This window comes from Acinetobacter sp. ANC_7511 (assembly GCF_056779975.1).
The window spans coordinates 58,737-78,196 of record NZ_JBWYIY010000008.1; the positions used below are offsets into that span (position 1 = coordinate 58,737).

At 38.4% G+C, this 19,460-nt stretch carries 17 protein-coding genes; 5 read left to right on the forward strand and 12 right to left on the reverse strand.

What is annotated here, in order from left to right:
- Nucleotides 1-4: 4 nt before the first annotated feature.
- Nucleotides 5-775, reverse strand: a complete 771-nt coding sequence (locus AC1M9L_RS06845) for a DUF4184 family protein (RefSeq protein WP_481591700.1) — start codon at nt 773-775, stop codon at nt 5-7.
- Nucleotides 776-955: 180 nt separating this feature from the next.
- Here AC1M9L_RS06845 and znuD point away from each other — a divergent pair, with 180 nt between their 5' ends.
- Entirely contained in the window at nt 956-3,040 is a 2,085-nt protein-coding gene (gene znuD, locus AC1M9L_RS06850) for a zinc piracy TonB-dependent receptor ZnuD (RefSeq protein ID WP_481591701.1), read from the forward strand.
- Nucleotides 3,041-3,127: 87 nt separating this feature from the next.
- Complete coding sequence (locus tag AC1M9L_RS06855) at nt 3,128-4,591, forward strand: phospholipase D family protein (RefSeq protein ID WP_481591702.1); 1,464 nt, start codon at nt 3,128-3,130, stop codon at nt 4,589-4,591.
- A 31-nt stretch (nt 4,592-4,622) separates the two neighbouring features.
- On the opposite strand, the gene AC1M9L_RS06860 is transcribed toward AC1M9L_RS06855, so the two are convergent.
- Nucleotides 4,623-5,069, reverse strand: coding sequence for a hypothetical protein (locus tag AC1M9L_RS06860; protein WP_092767573.1), 447 nt, complete (start codon nt 5,067-5,069; stop codon nt 4,623-4,625).
- Between the two features lie 199 nt (nt 5,070-5,268).
- Between AC1M9L_RS06860 and AC1M9L_RS06865 the strand changes: the two genes are divergently transcribed.
- The gene (locus tag AC1M9L_RS06865) at nt 5,269-5,736 is read left to right on the forward strand and encodes an RcnB family protein (protein ID WP_481591703.1); all 468 of its coding nucleotides are present in this window, start codon (nt 5,269-5,271) and stop codon (nt 5,734-5,736) included.
- A gap of 33 nt (nt 5,737-5,769) precedes the next feature.
- Here the strand turns inward: AC1M9L_RS06865 and AC1M9L_RS06870 are convergent, their stop codons facing one another.
- The 4 genes from AC1M9L_RS06870 to AC1M9L_RS06885 all read right to left on the reverse strand — a co-directional run bounded on the left by AC1M9L_RS06870 (nt 5,770) and on the right by AC1M9L_RS06885 (nt 11,117).
- Nucleotides 5,770-6,267: a phosphate-starvation-inducible protein PsiE gene (locus tag AC1M9L_RS06870; protein WP_481591704.1), complete on the reverse strand. Its 498-nt coding sequence runs from the start codon at nt 6,265-6,267 to the stop codon at nt 5,770-5,772.
- 161 nt (nt 6,268-6,428) lie between these two features.
- Nucleotides 6,429-8,210: an acyl-CoA dehydrogenase C-terminal domain-containing protein gene (locus tag AC1M9L_RS06875; RefSeq protein ID WP_092767569.1), complete on the reverse strand. Its 1,782-nt coding sequence runs from the start codon at nt 8,208-8,210 to the stop codon at nt 6,429-6,431.
- Between the two features lie 170 nt (nt 8,211-8,380).
- Nucleotides 8,381-10,183: an acyl-CoA dehydrogenase C-terminal domain-containing protein gene (locus AC1M9L_RS06880; RefSeq protein WP_180028280.1), complete on the reverse strand. Its 1,803-nt coding sequence runs from the start codon at nt 10,181-10,183 to the stop codon at nt 8,381-8,383.
- Between the two features lie 310 nt (nt 10,184-10,493).
- Nucleotides 10,494-11,117 (reverse strand): hypothetical protein, encoded by a 624-nt coding sequence (locus tag AC1M9L_RS06885; protein ID WP_481591705.1) that lies wholly within the window; start codon nt 11,115-11,117, stop codon nt 10,494-10,496.
- 133 nt (nt 11,118-11,250) lie between these two features.
- Between AC1M9L_RS06885 and baeS the strand changes: the two genes are divergently transcribed.
- Nucleotides 11,251-12,912 (forward strand): sensor histidine kinase efflux regulator BaeS, encoded by a 1,662-nt coding sequence (baeS, locus tag AC1M9L_RS06890; RefSeq protein WP_035265564.1) that lies wholly within the window; start codon nt 11,251-11,253, stop codon nt 12,910-12,912.
- A gap of 18 nt (nt 12,913-12,930) precedes the next feature.
- Nucleotides 12,931-13,617, forward strand: a complete 687-nt coding sequence (locus AC1M9L_RS06895) for a response regulator (RefSeq protein WP_092767563.1) — start codon at nt 12,931-12,933, stop codon at nt 13,615-13,617.
- 146 nt (nt 13,618-13,763) lie between these two features.
- Here AC1M9L_RS06895 and AC1M9L_RS06900 read toward each other — a convergent pair whose 3' ends face one another.
- The 6 genes from AC1M9L_RS06900 to AC1M9L_RS06925 form a co-directional block, all read right to left on the reverse strand.
- Complete coding sequence (locus tag AC1M9L_RS06900) at nt 13,764-14,438, reverse strand: DUF6988 family protein (RefSeq protein WP_481591706.1); 675 nt, start codon at nt 14,436-14,438, stop codon at nt 13,764-13,766.
- A gap of 122 nt (nt 14,439-14,560) precedes the next feature.
- Nucleotides 14,561-14,929, reverse strand: a complete 369-nt coding sequence (locus tag AC1M9L_RS06905) for an MmcQ/YjbR family DNA-binding protein (RefSeq protein ID WP_481591707.1) — start codon at nt 14,927-14,929, stop codon at nt 14,561-14,563.
- 69 nt (nt 14,930-14,998) lie between these two features.
- Entirely contained in the window at nt 14,999-16,444 is a 1,446-nt protein-coding gene (locus tag AC1M9L_RS06910; RefSeq protein WP_481591708.1) for a protein adenylyltransferase SelO, read from the reverse strand.
- A 148-nt stretch (nt 16,445-16,592) separates the two neighbouring features.
- Nucleotides 16,593-17,759: an acyl-CoA desaturase gene (locus tag AC1M9L_RS06915; protein ID WP_035265557.1), complete on the reverse strand. Its 1,167-nt coding sequence runs from the start codon at nt 17,757-17,759 to the stop codon at nt 16,593-16,595.
- Nucleotides 17,760-17,989: 230 nt separating this feature from the next.
- The gene (locus tag AC1M9L_RS06920; protein WP_180028285.1) at nt 17,990-18,703 is read right to left on the reverse strand and encodes a glycerophosphodiester phosphodiesterase; all 714 of its coding nucleotides are present in this window, start codon (nt 18,701-18,703) and stop codon (nt 17,990-17,992) included.
- A 139-nt stretch (nt 18,704-18,842) separates the two neighbouring features.
- Complete coding sequence (locus AC1M9L_RS06925) at nt 18,843-19,427, reverse strand: cob(I)yrinic acid a,c-diamide adenosyltransferase (protein ID WP_481591709.1); 585 nt, start codon at nt 19,425-19,427, stop codon at nt 18,843-18,845.
- Nucleotides 19,428-19,460: the final 33 nt, after the last annotated feature.

Here is a 19,460-nt window from a genome sequence, read left to right on the forward strand (position 1 = left end):
AAAATTAAGATGATCCTTCGAATAATTCCAATTGATCTAAGATTTGAAAAACAAGCGTACAAATCGCAAACGTCAATAGAAAGCCTCTAAAGAAATAATTAATTGAGAAGCCAATGTAACCATATAGGTCATTTAAAATAGCTGTATTGTAATTAGAGTTGAAATGAATAAATCCAAATACTCCACCTAATATTGAAATTAGCACGGATACCACAGCAAAAATAGTGATAGAACGAGTTACTCTGAATGGTTGACGGTAAGTACAAAAATACTGTTTTGCAAACCAAAAAATAAAGGGCAAAACGATAATAGAGGTACCGACCTGTAAAATTCGATGGAGGGGGTAGTGTTGTCCGAAAAGATTGATTTGCTTAGCTAATAGGTCATGAAAAGCAAAGGTTCTGTAATCAACATGAGTTAAACCATCCCAAAGGATATGACTGCTGATACCCAAGATTAATGAAATATTAATCAGCACCAAGAATTGAAAGACAGATCTAAAGTTCGAGAGTTTTAAGGGATTGTAAATACCAATCCATCTAAAAAAAGTAGGTCGTAATAGTGCATACCACAATAGACAGAATGCCATTCCCACCAATAAATTGGGATATAGCAATGCGGTCCATTGATGTGTGATTTGGATATGTTCGTCTGTAAAAAGACGAAATAAGTCAGGGACCATGCAACCAATTGCTAGAGCAGAAATAGGAAGTGTTCCTTTCGATGCTTTATGCAAAATTGGTGCGAGTACAGCATGTGAAATTGTAAAGGGCATTGCTGAAATATATCAAAAAAATGCTATCCGAATTTTATAGATTAACATTGATATGTAACCCATTGGTTTAATTATATGAAGCTAATTAATTTGGAGTAAATGAATGAAATATGATTGAAGTTTGGTTGAAATGTTATATTATAACAACAATTGTAAATTCTCGAATTTTGAGCTTGTCGTATGAACTTTCATAAAAATATCATCACTGCCTCCGTCTTAGCAGTGATAGCATCCGCAGCACATGCTGATCAAAAACAAAAAAATGTTCAATTAGATACAATTTCTTCTACCGCACATCCATTGGTTCAAACAGCTGCTGACTTCGCTGTAGCGGATCATGTGATTGATCAAAAAAAATTATCCGAAAGACCAACAACCATAGGTGATGCATTAGCCGATGAATTGGGTGTTTATTCTAATCAATATGGAACAGGTGCAAGTCGTCCAGTGATTCGTGGCCAAGATGGACCGCGTGTAAAAGTTTTACAGCATGCTTCTGAAACTGCAGATGTATCAACACTTTCTCCTGACCATGCCGTAACGGTTGATCCTATTTTGGCGAAGCAAGTGGAAGTTATCCGAGGACCTTCAACATTGCTTTACTCAGCTGGTACTGTGGGTGGTTTAGTCAATGTGACTGATCAAAAAATACCGACACAAATGCCAGCTAATGGTCTAGAGGGGCAAGTGGGCGTCCGCTACAACTCTGGGAGTGATGAAAAACTTGCGAGTGCAGGTGTAACAGCAGCTATAGGTGAAAATTTTGCACTTCGTGTTGAAGGCACGAAGCATAAAGCCAATGATTATATCCCTTTCAAAGGTTACTTCACTGAACATCATCATGAGGGTGAGACAGAGCCTCATCGTGAAAGTGCTAAACGTGTAGAAAATACCTTCTCAGAAGGTCAAACAGTTAATGTCGGCGGCTCATGGATCCATGATCGAGGTTTTGTGGGGCTGTCATATAGTAATCGACAAGATAAATATGGTTTGCCGGGACATATCCACGCTGATTGTCATTTGCAGGGTGCTGATCATATTCACTGTCATCCAGCAGATGATGGTGACGGAGATCATCATGCTGGACCTTGGGTAGACTTGAAATCTGAGCGTTTTGACTTGCGAACCGAATTAGATCAGCCTTTTGCAGGCTTTGATAAGCTTCGTGCGCATGCAAGTTATACTGACTATGAGCATGATGAGATTGAGGGTCATTCTGTTATAAGCAATTTTAAAAGCGATGCTTTTGATGGTCGTTTAGAATTAGTTCACCAATCTGTTATGGGGTGGGATGGTGTTTTAGGAGCGCAGTATAGTCAGCAAAAGATTGCGCTCACAGGTGAGCAACATGGTGATCATGTACACGAAGCATTTATGCCTGATACAAAAACTCAAAAATATAGTTTATTTGCTTTAGAACATAAGCAATTTGGTGATGTTCATGTTGAGCTTGGTGCACGTGCTGATCATCAAAAAATCAAAGTTGAATCAGACCAACAAGATTTTTCAGATACAGCCTTTTCAGCATCTGCAGCTGCAAATTGGCAGTTTGCACCAAACTATAAGGTATCTCTAGTGGGATCTCATCAACAACGTTTACCACTTGCGCAGGAACTTTATGCGAATGGAATGCATTACGCGACGAATAGTTATGAAGTAGGTAATTCAAATCTTTCAATTGAAAAATCAAATAATTTAGAGCTTGGTTTTCATTATGAAAATGACAAATTGGATTACCATGTTCATGCTTATCACAATTGGTTTGATAACTATATTTATGGACGTTTTGTAGATCAAGATTCTGAAACCAATACACGTTTATTGCAATATCAGGGTGATGAAGCAAGATTCTATGGGCTTGAGGGTGAGGTTGGATACGCGATTAATGATCAGTATAAGCTAAGCTTGTTTGGTGATTACGTTCGAGGCAAGATAGAGGGAGACAATGCTCCACGTATTCCTGCTGGACGACTTGGTACAAAGGTGGAAACCAATTTTGCGGATGGATGGTCTGGTCTGGCAGAATACTATCATGTGTTTAGACAAGATAAGATTGCACCAATACATGAGACCGAAACCCAAGGCTATAACATGGTCAATGTTGGTGTGTCTTATGCTGGGCAGTTAAACAATCGCAACGATTATCGGGTTTATTTAAAAGCAAATAACTTATTGGATGATCAGGTTTATTCGCACAATTCATTTTTGTCGAATATTCCACAAATTGGACGTAATTTTACCGTCGGCGTTGAATACGGGTTCTAATTTAATTCAACGTGTTAAAAACAGTTTAATGCTTGAAAAAACGTAAATTAAAACCTAGTCTGAAAGTATCGGACTAGGTTTTTTGTTATGCGTCTATTTAAACGAATTCACCAAAAATTAAATTGGTCAAACCGACGTTATGTTGGTCTGATTCTCGGTATGCTGACCATCGGCTATTTAGCCTCAGCGCTATATCATATTTATAAACCATTACCAGAAGGGCTTAATTATTCCGGTAAATTACGGCATGCAAATGTGAAATTCCTAGCAGACCAAACTTATATAGATACGGAGGGTCAGCGACAGCAGCATCAGATTTTTGATGAAATTCTCAATCTTATTGAGCAAGCGCAAACTACAATTGTGTTAGATATGTTTCTGTTCAATCCTGAAACTGGTCAGTCTCAAAATCAACATCGCGCCTTAACACAAGAACTGACCCAAGCACTCATTCAAAAAAAGCGTCTAACACCGAATATTGAAATTAAATTAATCACTGATCCTATAAATTCAGTTTATGGTGGAATAATCCCAGAGCACTATCGACAACTCAGGCAAGCAGGAATTGATGTCATAGAAACAGATTTATCACCATTACGCGCATCAAATCCACTGTGGTCGGGCATTTGGTATTTTTGTTGTCAGAGTTTAGGAAATAATGCTGAGAAAGGTTGGTTAAATAATCCTTTCGGGGAAGAAAAAATTACTATTCGAAGTTATTTAAATCTTTTTAATTTTAAAGCGAACCATCGTAAAACCATCGTAGTGGATACATCCGAGGGATGGAAAACACTAGTGACTTCGATGAACCCACATGATGGAAGCTCACGCCATTCCAATGTAGCACTTGTGGTCGAAGGGCATACAGCTGTCGATATTTTAAAAACTGAACAATCAGTGGCTTTATTTTCTAAAGCAAATATTCCAATGGTTATTGTGGGAGATGTACCAGAAGATAAACTGTTGCCCCAAGTGCAAGTGCTGACAGAAAAGGCAATATATGATGAACTGCTGAAACTGATTGAATCTGCTCAAGGTGCTGATGCAAAAATAGATTTGGCAATGTTCTATTTATCAGAGCGAAAAATTATTGAAGCCTTAATTGAAGCTCACCAACGCGGTGTTGAAGTTCGTGTTTTACTAGACCCGAACAAAGATGCATTTGGACGTACTAAAAATGGTATTCCAAATCGTCCTGTCGCGACAGAGCTCTATAAAGCTGGAATAGACGTACGCTGGTGTAATACACAAGGTGAGCAGTGCCATTCAAAAATGATTATTAAGCGTAGTTCAAATCAGGTTGAACTGATTTTGGGGTCGGCTAATTTTACTGCTCGTAATTTGAAAAATTATAATTTAGAAACCGATTTACGTGTTATTGGCTCTTCAAATCAGCAAGTTTTTAAAGATGCAGTACAGTATTTTGATACTGCTTGGATGAATTTAGAGGGTAAGCAAATGAGTGTTGATTACTCAGAATATGCAGAAGATTCAAAAATGAAATATGCCATTTATCGATTTATGGAATGGAGTGGTCTTTCAACCTTCTAAAAAAAATCCCTCAGAAGAGGGATTTTTTCATTTATGGATTCGGCGGAACTAATTTATCGAGTTCCTTATCATCAATTTGATCGAGTTCTTTAATATCGGTTTTGATTTTCCACTTAGACTCATCCTCAACAGGTTGAGGTAAACGTGCTTCTAACCAATCACAAACCACATCTGGCGTAAAATCAGGATGATTACACTGAATCACCCAAGATAAGAATTGTTTCGCCTCACCATTCATATAGGGTGGAGGAGACACTGGTAAAAACTGAGTGGGTAGGCGTTCATTTTTAGAAATGTAATTTAATACATGACCAAGTTCTTGAACCGTTTGCCAAGCTAAGGCATGGTCGATATTGATTTGAAATTTAAACCACCATGCATGTTCACCATCAGTGCCATAAGAATCGATATAGTTTTCTTGGACACTCGGAACTTTACAAAAAAATTGGTGCAGGCGATCAAAACTCATTTCAGGCACGGTGGATAATCTCGCAAAGTTAAAAATGGTTAGTCTAGCAGATTTACAAACAGACTCATGCAGATAAATAAAAGGTCTAAAGTATTAAATTTAAAATTTTAAATAATGTTCAAGATTTCTACATGATTGATCTATATTTAAGCTTTAGAATGAGTGTTGAAAACAAAAGTAATCTTACATTTGGAAAGAGGTAATAGAGATGAACAATACATTATTGGTTAAGACTCTATTGGGTTCAGTGATTCTTTTAATAACGAGTCATACTTTTGCAGATAGTTGGGCTAATTACCAAGGTTCTAAGGTTCGACCTGTAAAACCAACACTGACTCCAATATATACTGGTAATGCAGATCGTCTAAGTAAGCCAGTCCCATTGCAACAACCACGTTTTGCTCAGAATAGACCTCAATTACAGCGACCATATCCTCCTTATCCAGCGTATCCGCAGCAGAATGGAATTACAGTGATCTATCAACAGTCTTTACCGACCACGACGACATATTCTAGCAAGCAGTCAAGTTTCGTAAATGGGCAGGGTGGTACTATTGAAATGAGTCAGTATATGCTGATTTCAGATTGGCGTCGTTATGGTCTTCCTGCACCACAAGTTGGAATGCATTGGATATACCAAAATGGTCGATATATCCAGATGCCAAATGATCGTTAGATGCTTAATCCAATTTGTCTAAGCCATCTTTATCTAAGCCAACTCATCATCTTCAGGGCGTGGTGTTTTTCCAAGTGGTAAAGGTTTATCTTGGTGTTTATCTCGGATCACTGATGGAAAATTCCAAGAAGCAAAACGCACGACCAATATAGCGAATGCTAGGATTAAAATTGATCCTGTAATAATGACTAAATCAATATCAGCTTTATGGTCATGTTGAATATCTGAAATTAACAGACGTGTCAGGGCAGTGATGGCGATATAGATCAGAAATCTGACGGGCATATGATTGGTCTTAAAATAAATACCTACCATCGCACCTAGCTCTAAATAGATAAATAACAACAGAATGTCATCAATCGTTGCATATTGTTTTACCGTAAGAATATCAATCACGGTATGTCCTGCAGACCAAATTACCATGCAGCCAATAATAAAGAGCGCAATATAGTGGAAGCTCTCAACTGCTAGATTTCCAAAACGATCTAATAAGGATTCGATTTTTTCTACGCTAATATCTTTTTTAATCATGACATCTCCTCCTTTGAAAAAACCTGATGGTTTCATTGGAGTGATGCAAAATTCATGCTCATCTTATGTCTAAGCAGGGAAGACTATTATGAGTTGCTTTGAAAATAAGCAAATTTCAGGTAAAAAAAAGCCTGAAGAATCAGGCTTTTTTAAGATAAAACTTATGATTGATTTGTGAAGTAATCTTCGCTAAATCCCATCACGATTTCAGAGCTAGCTTTGATGCGAGCTAAACGTGTATTTAATTCAGGTAAAACGCGTTGGATGTAGTAGTTCACCAAAGATAATTTGTTCTCATAGAACTCACCTGATTTTTCACTCGCAGCTTTAGCAATTTTAGCAAACATATAGGTAAAGCTGAGTAAGCCTACCGCATGTAAATAATCAACCGCAGCAGCATTCGCATAATCAGGATTTTCCGCAGCACGTTCAAGAACAACTTGAGTAATCGATTCAAGTTCAGTTGCAGCATCAAGAGTGGCATCTTTGATGTAATTTAAGTCCGCATCTAATGCATTTGCAAAGTCACGAATTTCTTCGATATATTCTGCGATGAATTGTCCATTACATTTAATCGTTTTACGTCCAATTAGATCTTGTGATTGAACGCCGTTCGTTCCTTCATAAATTTGTGAGATACGAAGATCACGGATACATTGTTCCATACCCCATTCACGAATATAGCCGTGACCACCAAAGACCATTTGGGCATCTAGTGTCGCATTGAAAGCAGTGTCTGTTAAATATGCTTTTGCGATTGGTGTGAGCAAAGCAACACGATTATTTGCTTTTGCAACTGCTTCTGGATCTGTCGAGAACTTTGTAATGTCAAGTTGTTGACCTACATATACTGCAAATGCACGTGAAGCTTCATTGTTCGCACGAGCATTTAAGAGCATACGACGTACATCACCGTGTACAAGAATACTATCAGCAGGTTTATTCGGAGATTTCACACCTGTTGCACTACGACCTTGTAAACGATCAGTGGCATATTGAGCAGCATTTTGATAAGCAAATTCAGAAGCGCCTAAACCTTGGATACCCATGGACAAACGTTCATAGTTCATCATCACGAACATTGCAGCAAGACCTTCGTTTTCTTTACCGACTAAATAGCCTTTTGCACCGTCAAAGTTCATCACACATGTTGCAGAGGCTTTGATCCCCATTTTGTGTTCAATAGAACCAGGGCCTACAGGGTTACGATCACCCAAGGTACCATCTTCATTCACTAAGAATTTAGGTACAATGAACAGAGAAATACCGCGTGAACCAGCAGGAGCATCAGGCGTTTTTGCTAATACAAGGTGAATAATATTTTCAGCTAAATCATGGTCACCACCGGTAATAAAAATTTTAGTACCTGTGATGTTGTAAGTACCATCTTCATTACGTTCAGCCTTAGTTTTAATAATGCCTAAATCAGTACCTGCGTGAGGTTCTGTGAGACACATCGTACCTGACCATTCACCTGAATAGATTTTAGGAAGATAGGTTTCTTTTTGTTCTTGAGAAGCATAGCTATTTAATGCCATACCCGCACCCACAGAAAGAAGTGGGTAAAGCATAAATGATGGGTTGGTTGCAAAAAGCATTTCATCTGCAAGCACAGTCAGCATTTTTGGCATGCCTTGACCGCCCCATTCTTCGTCAGCACCTAAGCCAATCCAACCACCTTCTGCATATTGTTGGAACGCTTCTTTAAAGCCCGCTGGTGTGGTAACAGATCCATTATTATAAGTTGCGCCTTCTTCATCACCTGTGCGATTTAGGGGAAGGGTTACGTTTTGAGCGAATTTAGCCATCTCTTCTAAAATAGCTTCAGCTGTCGCAGCATCAATATGAGCTAAATTCTCATTTGATTGCCAAAATTGTTCAGCTTGAAATACATCATTCAAAATGAACTTCATATCTGTAAGAGGCGCATTATAGATTGGCATTTTCGTTCACCTTTTTTTTGTTTAAATATCTTTAGTTCTTAGCAGTCTATCGAAGCATATTAGGACTTGTTAGACGACTAAAGGTTAATATCTCGAATTTATTTATAAAGAAAAAGGACGGCCAAATCTATGACTGTCCTTTTTCTTTTACACATATTTAATATGGATCATTAGAATGCAAAATGTTCAGCATCCAAAGTCATTAATGGTTCTAATCCACCTGCAATTACGTCAACATGTGAGCGAACGCGTGGAAGGATCTTCTTGAAGTAGAAGCGAGCTGTTGTGATTTTCGCATTGTAGAAGTCAACTTCAGTTGAACCTGCTGCAAGTTGTTGTTGAGCAACTTGAGCCATGCGAGCCCATAAGAATGCTAGCGTTACATAACCAGAGAAGTATAGGTAATCTACTGCAGCAGCACCGACTTCATCAGGGTTTTGCATCGCGCGCATACCGATCTGCATAGTTAAATCGCCCCATTCTTTGTTGAGTGCAGCCAAAGGTTCAACAAACTCTTTCAAGTCTGCATTATCTTTGTTTGCTTCAGCGAATTTGTGAATGATTTTGGTGAAATCTTTCAACATCGCACCTTGAGTTTGCAGTACTTTACGACCTAACAAATCAAGTGCCTGAATTTCAGTGGTACCTTCATATAAGCAAGCAATACGTGTATCACGAACAATTTGCTCCATACCATGCTCTGAAATGAAGCCGTGACCACCAAATACTTGTACGCCTTTGTTTGCAGCTTCATAACCAACTTCAGTTAAGAATGCTTTAGCAATTGGCGTTAATAATGACAGAATATTATCTGCAAATTTACGTTCTTCTTCAGTCGCGCCTTTCTCAACGATATCAGCATAGTGAGCAAGGTAGTACACTAGAGCTCGACCACCTTCAGCAAATGCTTTTTGCGTTAAGATTAAGTTGCGAACTGCTGGATGCACAATAATAGGATCTGCTTCTTTTTCAGGTGCTTTAGGACCAGAAAGTGAACGCATTGCTAAACGATCTTTCGCATATGCCAAAGCACCTTGGAAAGATGATTCAGCAGCAGACAAACCTTGTACAGCTGTACCAATACGTGCAGTGTTCATGAAGGTGAACATTGCATTCAGACCACGGTTTTCAGGGCCAATCAAGTAACCTGTTGCACGATCAAAATTGATCACACATGTTGCGTTACCATGGATACCCATTTTATGTTCAATCGAACCACAACGAACAGCGTTGCGCTCGCCAACTTCACCATCAGCAGTTAAGTTAAACTTAGGTACGATGAATAATGAGATCCCTTTAGTTCCCTTCGGAGCACCTGGTAAACGCGCAAGAACGATGTGAACAATGTTGTCCGCCATGTCATGCTCACCAGCGGAAATAAAGATTTTCTCACCTGAAATCGCAAAGCTACCATCTGCATTAGGTTCAGCTTTTGTGCGGATAATACCAAGGTCAGAACCCGCATGAGATTCTGTTAAACACATGGTACCTGTCCACTCACCTGAAATCAGTTTTGGTAAGTAAGTATTTTTTTGCTCTTCCGTACCATGGTGCTCAATTGTACGAACTGCACCATGAGATAGACCTGGGTACATACCCCATGCCCAGTTCGAAGAGCCGATCATTTCAGAAATGATAATGCCTAAAGAGTTTGGTAAGCCTTGACCACCATATTGTTCTTCAGCAGCTAAAGATGGGAATCCTAATTCTACATATTTTTTATATGCTTCTTTGAAGCCTGTTGGAGTAGTAACTACACCATCATTCCAAGTACAACCTTCGCGGTCACCTACTTGGTTGAGTGGAGATAATTCGTTTTCACAGAAATCTGCAGCAGCTTCTAAATATTGATCAACCAACTCACGGCTTACGTTTTCTTGGAATGCAGGGAGTTTTGAAAAGTGTTCTTCAGCATTTAATAATTCATGCAAAACGAATTGCATATCACGTAAGGGCGCTTTGTATTGTGGCATATCGGGTTCCTCAATACTGGTTAAACCAGATTTATAATCCTAATAAAAAATGTCGTGTCATCTACGACACCTATTTTGTTCTATTACATCGTGCAATAAGTTATTGCTTGGTACAAGTTTTATAGCCATATTCTGTGTGACTGTAAAGTCAAAGAAAAAATATTAATTTTGGCTAAGTGTTTAGAGTATAAAGTTTTTTCGTGAATTATATGTGAACAGAATAGTCAAAAACGTAATAAGTTATGACATAAAAAAAGGCGCAACATGCGCCTTTTTAATATTCAATCACTTAGTAGTGAGTTGAATTGAATTATGCGGATTTTTTTAAGTCTGGTTTAACGAGTGGTTGATTTGGTTTGAAATAAACTTTACATACACCGTTGATAGTCTGTTCACCCACTTTGATTTGAACTTTTTTACCATCAGTTTGCCCATTGCATGCTTGAAGTTTTGCATTTTGACTAACTTGCTGTTGCATCAAACGTTGATCAAATTTTTGAACAAGCTCAGCACGTTTGGCATCTGTGAGAGGTTCACCTTTTTGTGAACGGTTAGCTTGGACCGAAGTTGGCTTTTCAGCTTTAAATTGGGCACGTGCTTGCTCATGCATTTTTTTCATATCAGCACGATCCGCTACGAAACGGATATGACAAGTACCATCAATATTTTGTTTATCAGTTTTGATTTGAACAGTTTGACCTACAGCTTTGCCGTCGCATGCTTGACGAATTTGCTGCATCATCGCTTTACGGTCAGCACGCGCTTGTTTGAATTGCTCGCGTTGTTCAGGTGTTAAACGTTCTTTATGATGATGTTTTTTATCATAGTGACCCTTTTTAACTTCTTGTGCTTGAGTTGTTGTTTGACATGCAGTAAGTGCGCCCATACTGATTAAACCAGTGGTCACCAATACAATTTTGTTCATCGCTTTCATTATGTTTATCCCCAAAGTTGTTTGGATTCGGTATAGGTAAAGATTAAATAATAAAGATGAAGAAACAATGGAGAGTTTTTTGAATCAGTGTTAGATACAATACTGAAAAACGAAGAAATAATGTGAGTTCAATTTGAATATACGTCGAGTACCAATCGCACTACGCTTATTTTTTACAGTACTGTTAACGACATTGCTCATTACGACGGTTAGCTTAAGTGTGCTGCATTGGACGATGCAAAAAAACTTCACCAAATATGTAGCTGATGTAGAAATGCAAAAGCTTGATCATCTGATCGATAATTTAGCGGGCGTATTCTCTGTTTATCAAGATTGGGGCAATGCCGTTCAAGCTCAGATTTTACAAATTGAAGGTGAAGCTGCACCCGATGATTATGATCGACTATCACGTTGGTGGTTACGTCGCCAATATGATATTGCATTGCAACAGCGTTATTTCAAAGAGCATACATTAATTAGCGAAATTGAGTCACAAAGAACGCAAACTATTAGTCCAGAAGAGCTGAAAGTCTTAGAAGAAAATTTACCTTCTGCATTTCAGCCATTTGAAGGATTGCGTTTCCCATTAAGTTCAAATCAGAATCAGACAAGAACCACGAACAGTTCTGATAAATCACATGAAAATAAGCTTTCTAGTTTGAGAACTTCTGAATACCAGCAGGGCAAGAAACTATTTATATCTATGTCTGATCACTTGGGTTTAAGTTCTAGACTTTCCTTATATGATGCAAAACAACAGTTTATCTTGGGTGAACCATCAGAGAATATGGTGTCGTATCGACCGATCACAGTTGATGGAAATATTGTGGGGTATCTCGGGCTAAGACCTGTTTTAGATCAAGATGATGCTTTAAGTATTAATTTCTTTAGCAATCAAAAGCGTTATTTATTTTTAATATATATTCTGACATTTATTTCGAGTTTGGTTGCTGCCTTATTATTAGCAACTTATTTTAGAAAGCCAATTCAACGCTTATTAAATGCAACACGAGAATTAACCAAAGGGAATTTTCAGCATCAGGTGAAAGTAAATCGTAACGATGAGCTTGGCGATCTTTCGACTGAAATTAATCAGTTAGCTGTGATTCTAGATCAGCATGAAAATTCTAGAAAGCAGTGGGTTGCAGACACTTCGCATGAGTTAAAAACGCCGCTGGCTGTTTTGCAAGCACAAATTGAAGCAATGCAAGATGGAATACGTAAACCAACGCCTGAACATTTTGCTTCAATGTTGGCACAAGTTTCGAGTCTGAAAAAATTAACACAAGATTTGGCTGCGTTAGCACAAGCTGAAGCACAACAACTCAATTTTGATTTCAATGAAATTGACCCTTGGAGTGTCGTGTTAAATGAGATTGAAAATTTCAAACCTAAATTTGAACAAGCCGATCTCACGATTAGCGCAGAGGGGCATGGAACGAAATTACAATTAGATGTAGATCGTTTTAAACAAATTATGGTCAACTTACTCGGTAATACTATTCGCTATACGGAAGCCGGTGGAAGAATTCATGTGCATACGATCGAAAACGATAAGACTTGGTCGGTGATTGTTGACGATAGCCCATTAGGTCTTACTGATGAGCAATTGGCTCATTTAGGTGAGCGTTTCTATCGAGCGGATGATTCTAGAACACGTAGTACTGGCGGAACTGGATTAGGTCTAGCATTATCGTGCAAAATTGCACAAGGCATGAAGGGCTCCTTGAAGTTTGACCACTCACCATTGGGTGGATTGCGCTGCATCCTCACATTTCCAAAGAAATCGTTTTAAATTGAAGAAGGGTGACATATGAAACATGTGATGCTGGTTGAAGATGAAGTAGAACTTGCTCAATTGGTGCGAGATTATCTTGAAGCAGCTGGCTTTGAAGTCAGTATGTTTCACGATGGTCAAGAGGCTTATGATAGCTTTTTACAACGTAAACCAAGTCTAATGGTTTTAGATTTGATGGTACCTCGTATGGATGGTCTCACGATCACCCGTAAAGTCCGTGAGCAGTCTGATTTGCCTATTATCATGGTGACAGCACGAACGGAAGAGATTGATCGTGTACTTGGTTTGAATATGGGGGCGGATGATTATGTTTGTAAACCATTTAGCCCTAAAGAGTTAGTTGCTCGTGTTCAAGCAGTGTTGCGACGTTTAGATCGTAAAGCAGAACCTGAAGAAAATAATTTATTCCGTATGGACAAAGGTCAACAACGAATTTGGTATCAAAACAAATCTTTAAATTTGACACCTACAGAATTTCGACTTCTTGAATTATTTTTAGAACACGTAGGTCAGGTGTACTCTCGTGCGCAATTATTGGATCATATCAACCCAGACAGTTTTGAAGTGGCAGATCGTGTGATTGATAGCCATATCAAAAACTTGCGCCGTAAAATCTCGGATGCCGCGGAAACAGGTAATCGCCATGAATGGGTTCAAGCTGTTTATGGGGTGGGATATCGTTTCGAATATCCTGAAGATTGATTCTTTGTGATAAAAAAGCGAATCTAGAAGTTCGCTTTTTTTTGGTGCGTTGGTTTTGGTTAGGGTCTCTACAATTGGCCATTTCATATGCAACTTTCATGTAACTTTGTTAGGATATGAGCTTATTAGAGGTGGCTATCGTATTTTTATTTAAAGTAAGCTTCGACTCTAGCTTTTACTATAGGATCAACATCATCAACCATATAAAAGCAATATCTATATTTTTCGATCAAAACACTAATATATTTTTGTTTATCAGGAACTGTGTGCTTTAACATTATCTGTGCAGCTACGGTTATTAAGTTATTTGATTGGCGCATCAAGGTGATCAGCATCTCCTCTTCATATCCCATAACATCTCTAGTAAATGACTGTTTTCCAGTATGTACTATGGAGTTAAGTTGCTTCAAATGATATTTTTTGAAATCACAAAGGGTCTGAATTATTGGCTGAGCAGGTAAGTTTGAAGCACCAAGCTTATCAAGCATTTCAGAAATCATTGGACATGTGTCGAATTCAAATTGCTCTTCAAATGTGTAACTAAATTGCAATTTTGATATTTGATGATTACTTGCAAGAAATAATAACCAATATGCTCTGACTACAGCTTCAAATTGTGATCTAAGTAGAATCATAGCTTGTGTTGGTAGATTTGAAGATAATAAACCACTTACTCCAAGCCCATGCTCAAATGAGATGTAAATACATTGTTTAACTAAGTCCAAACGCGGCCCACAATCGATAATGTCACTATTAATAATTTCTTGTTTTAGCTCTAAGATCATCTGAGTTGATAATCCAAAAAGTTGTTCTATATCCATAATGAATATCGTACTCATAGAGTTGTAATGATATAACCCAAATATAGAATAAGTTTTTCGTATTACTACTATTTATTAATTTAGCGTAATTATTGTTATAGAAAAGCAATTTTTAACTTTATTCAAATGACTCTGAGTAAAGCGATATGCTTTTGTTCGGCTTTTTTAAGGTTCGATACCACAAGATTATAGGAGTTGGAGATCAAATCTTTGATAAGCTCTTCATCCAATTCAGATTCATCATAGATTGAAACCCAGTGTCGTTTATTCATGTGCCATCCAGATCGAATATAAGGATAAATATCTTTTAACATATGTCCACGATCTGGTTCGACTTTTAAATTAATCGCAGCTTTGCCTTGTAAATGAAATGCGAGCAAAAAGACTTTATCCATAATTTTATAAACATCACATCCCTCACCAAACGGTTGACTGACAGTGACTTCAGGAAGTTTTAAAGCTTGTGATGCTGCCAATTGATGTAAATGCATAGTAAAAACGAATGGGTATTGTGGATAATGATTAAATTATCCACAGAATGAGAGAGGTTTGTGAATAACTTATGATGAACAACTGACTTGAATTTCAGGGACGTCGCTAGCTAAAGGGCCTAAGTCTTCTGGTTGTTCAAGATGTTCTTGTTTGGTGTATGGTGTTTGAAGAAGTTTGAACAAGCGATCAACTTCAGAGAAATCATCACGTTCAGCAAGTTCAATTGCTTTCTGTGCCATATGGTTTCGTAGAACGTAGTGTGGATTGGCTGTTAACATCGCTTGATCGAGATCGTCAGTGTCTTGATTTTCCCGTATTGAGAGATATTGGTGAAGAAACCGCTCAAATGCGATACGATCAAGGCAATCATCTTTGATTTGTTCATACGCTTTATTCTGTAAACGAATAAAACTTTGGGTGTAATCAAGTTGTTCTGTTTGTAAAATATGTAGAAAAGCCATACCACAATCAAAGCTATCTTTATGAAAACTTGGTAATCCCATTTTTTGACTTAAACCAAGTTTATAGTGTTCCAGGAACGTTGGTTCATAGTGCTCTAAACAGTAAGACAAGTCTTGTTTCCATTGCTCTCGATCATAATTTTCTGGACAAAGATGAATGAGACTATTTAACCAAGTCCATAAATTCCAGTGCCCGATACTCGGTTGGTTCTGATACGTATAGCGTCCTTGGTAATCAGAATGATTGTTGATCCAATTAGGACGGAAACGCTCCATAAAACCATAAGGTCCGAAATCTAAAGTTGAGCCGGTAATATTCAGGTTGTCAGTATTCATGACCCCGTGCGCAAAACCAATCAGTTGCCACTTGGCGATCATGATCGCAGTACGTTGAATGACTTGAGTTGCAAAAGAAAGAACAGGTTGTTCTGTCTCCAAACATTCAGGGTAGTGCCATTCAATGCACTTTTGTGTAAATTCTTGCAGTAGATCTGGCTGAAATTGATTAATCCACTCAAAGTGACCTAAGCGAATATGTGTATCACACGTACGCAACATCATCGCGCCACGTTCAAGTTTTTCTCGTTGTACACCTTGATCTGATGATACAAAACCAATCGCATTACTGGATTGAACACCTAGGGCATTGAGGGCGTGTCCAGCCAAATATTCACGAATAACGGAACGTAACACTGCACGACCATCGCCTCTCCGAGAATAGGGGGTAGAGCCAGCACCTTTAAGATGTAAATCGACCGTGTTGTTATTTTGATCCAGGATTTGAGCAATGAGTAAACCGCGACCGTCACCAAGCTGTCCAGCCCATTGTCCAAATTGGTGACCCGCGTATACCATCGCCAAAGGTTCAAACTCAGCAAAAGTTTTTTGCCCGCTACAGATTTCTACCCAGTTCATCTTATCTTCTTGAGTCCACAGTAACTCATCTGCAAGTGCTTCGTTAAAATGACCAGGTTTAGCCCCTTTTAGCGGAAGAGGTTGTTGATGATGATACAGTCGAGCGGGTAGTGTGTTATAGCGAGAATTGAACTGCATATAATTTTTCAAAATGTGATGAACAACTTTGACTATAGCAAAATTCGATACATAAAACTGTGACTGCTACATTGGAAATGGTATCGAAAAAATAAAAAAAGCCCCGATCAACGGAGCTTTGGAGTAACTGAAGAGTCTCTTGAATGAGTTATTCAGATACTGGTGATTTCTTTAAATTACGAACCAATAAGTTCAATGTCTCTCTATGATGAGATAAACGTTGTTCAACCAATTGGAATTCAACTTTCAGTTTGCTATCCATTAAGTGAATTTTTTCAGCAACAGCTGCTTTTTTGGCATTAATTTCTTGCTCTTTAAGCTTCGCCCAATCATTTAAAGTTTGCGTAAATGCTTCATATTCTTGAGCAATTTTTGTTTTAACTGTCACGATATCATCATTCACGTTATGGCCGTAAACAGCGAGATCTTGTTGGGCATATTTAAACTTCATTGCAAGCTCAGCTTTTTTAATATTAAAACTTGGAATACGTCGTAAGTTTTTTGCGAGCCCTAGTTTTGAACACGTCCAGATCAACCATTTAGTTGGGTCGTACTGCCACCATTTTACGCCATTGCGATAGTCGTATTGGAAGATATGATGGTAGTTATGATAACCCTCACCCCAAGTCGCAATAGCAAGAACAAAGTTGTCACGTGCAGTATTTTCATCTGTGTACGGACGTTTGCCCCACATATGGCATAGCGAGTTGATAAAGAAAGTCACATGATGGCTTAAAATTAAGCGCATTAAACCACCCAACAATAATACTCCCCAGACATCACCAACTGCCCATCCAATAGGAAGAAGAATAGCGGCATGAACGACAATCACGAGAGGGATGTAATATTTATCTTGGAACATGACAATTTTGTCAGCCAATAAATCAGGGGCGTTTTTGTAATTTGCTTCAGCTGCTGGATAGTTGCGTAGCATCCAACCGATGTGCGCGTACCAGAAGCCATTGTTAATTGAGTAGGGATCTTTTTCTACATCATCAACATGACGATGATGGGTACGGTGACCTGAGGCCCAATACAAAATGCTGTTTTGTACAGCAAAGGTTCCCATAATCATTAAAATGATTTTGAGTGGTACAGTCGCTTCATAAGCACGATGTGCCCATAAGCGGTGATAACCTGCGGTAATGCCAAGACTGCTCAGACCCAACAGCGCAAACATACTGATCCACGCAGCAAGCGAGAAATCATGATGATAAGCATAAAGTGGAATCGCAATAACGGCGACAATAGGTAAAAACACCAATGCAAATACTGCAATCCAGTTGATTGGGGCTTTGGGTAGGGGAGCATTCATCTCCAACAGCACTCCTAGAACCTTTAATAGGTTAAAACTAAATCCACTCACAAATTTGTGAGGTTAGACTCGTTAATACTAACATGGGCGAACATGTGTTCACTAGCATTATTGTACAGTTGTATTGTTTAAACCGTAACAGAATACATCATTGTATAAATTCGACTTTGGACGAATTCCAAAAAATAAATTAGAAAAAATAATCAAATAAGTTTTTGAATTTGAAAGTATTATAGGTGAGACATCATTAACTTGGGATAATCAGTAATTAAGCCTTGAACTCCTAAATCCTTAAGCTGTTTAGCACGATCTATATGATTGACTGTCCAAATACTAATATTTAAATTTGCGGAAAGTGTGGAGGCAATGATCTCATTTGTAGCAAGTTCGTTCATCCAACCAATTTGACAACATTCAAATTTCAAAGCTTGATCAATGGCTGCATGCTTTATATCGGTTTCAACCAGTAATCCACGCTTAAACCTTGATTTTTGCTGTTGAAGGGCTTGATGAATTTTAGGATCGAAACTGGTGATAATGGCGGAATCTTCAAAGCCTATTAATTGTTGATCTAAGGCTTCGACAATCTTTTCTGCGGCCTTCATCGATTCAACAGCTTTGACCTCAACTTCAATATGATTAAAATTATGAATAATTTTGAGGGTTTGGTCGAGTAGCGGTGTAGCTTCGACTTTATTCCATTCAGACCACGTTACGGCATGATTATACTGCGCTAAATCTTGCTCATCACATTCGTATAAATGTTTAGCTTGGCCTGTAGTACGAATAAAGTCATCATCATGCATCACGATCAGCGCATTATCTTTGAGTTGACGAACGTCAAATTCTACAGCGCGGATACCAATATCTTGAATATATTGAAATCCACCGAGGGTGTTTTCAGGTGCTTCCCCACGCGCACCACGATGACCAATTATTTTCATAAAACACCCTGAAATTTCAGGGTGATTTTAGTGCTAAATCATGAATGAAATATGACGATTTTAAATCAAAATTTTGATCAAAAAAGCATTTTAAGTGGATGGGGCAATCAACATGAAGACCTTTTTTACACTTTTAAGGTCAGGGCTCAATTGTCTCATTGATATTCTTTTGCCAAAGCACTTCTGAGCCACCTTCAGCACGTTGTAAGGTACGAGATGCGACGAATAACCAATCAGATAAGCGGTTCAAAAGTTGTAATGATGTGGCTTGGATATTTTGATCACGTTGATGAACAGACATCACGCTACGTTCAGCTCTACGGCAGACAGCACGTGCTTGATGAGCAAAACTGCAGACTAATGTACCAGCTGGCAAAATAAAGTCTTTTAGCATGGGTAATGCTTCGTTCATACGATCAATATCATTTTCTAAAAATTCAATACATACTGGTTGAACCAAGTTAAATCCAGGAATGCAGACTTCGCCGCCTAAATCAAATAACCAATGTTGAATCAGACTGAGTGATTTATCCCATTGAGCTTTGTCTTCAATGCTACTTAAAGCAATGTACGAACGTAATACACCAATGGTCGCATTGAGTTCATCGACATCACCTAACGCATCGATACGTAAATCATCTTTAGGTACACGTGAACCATCGCCTAGTCCGGTAGTGCCCGTATCTCCCGTGCGGGTATAAATTTTACTTAAACGGTGACCCATGAGGTTTCCTTTAAATTTTTTTAAGTGCTAGAT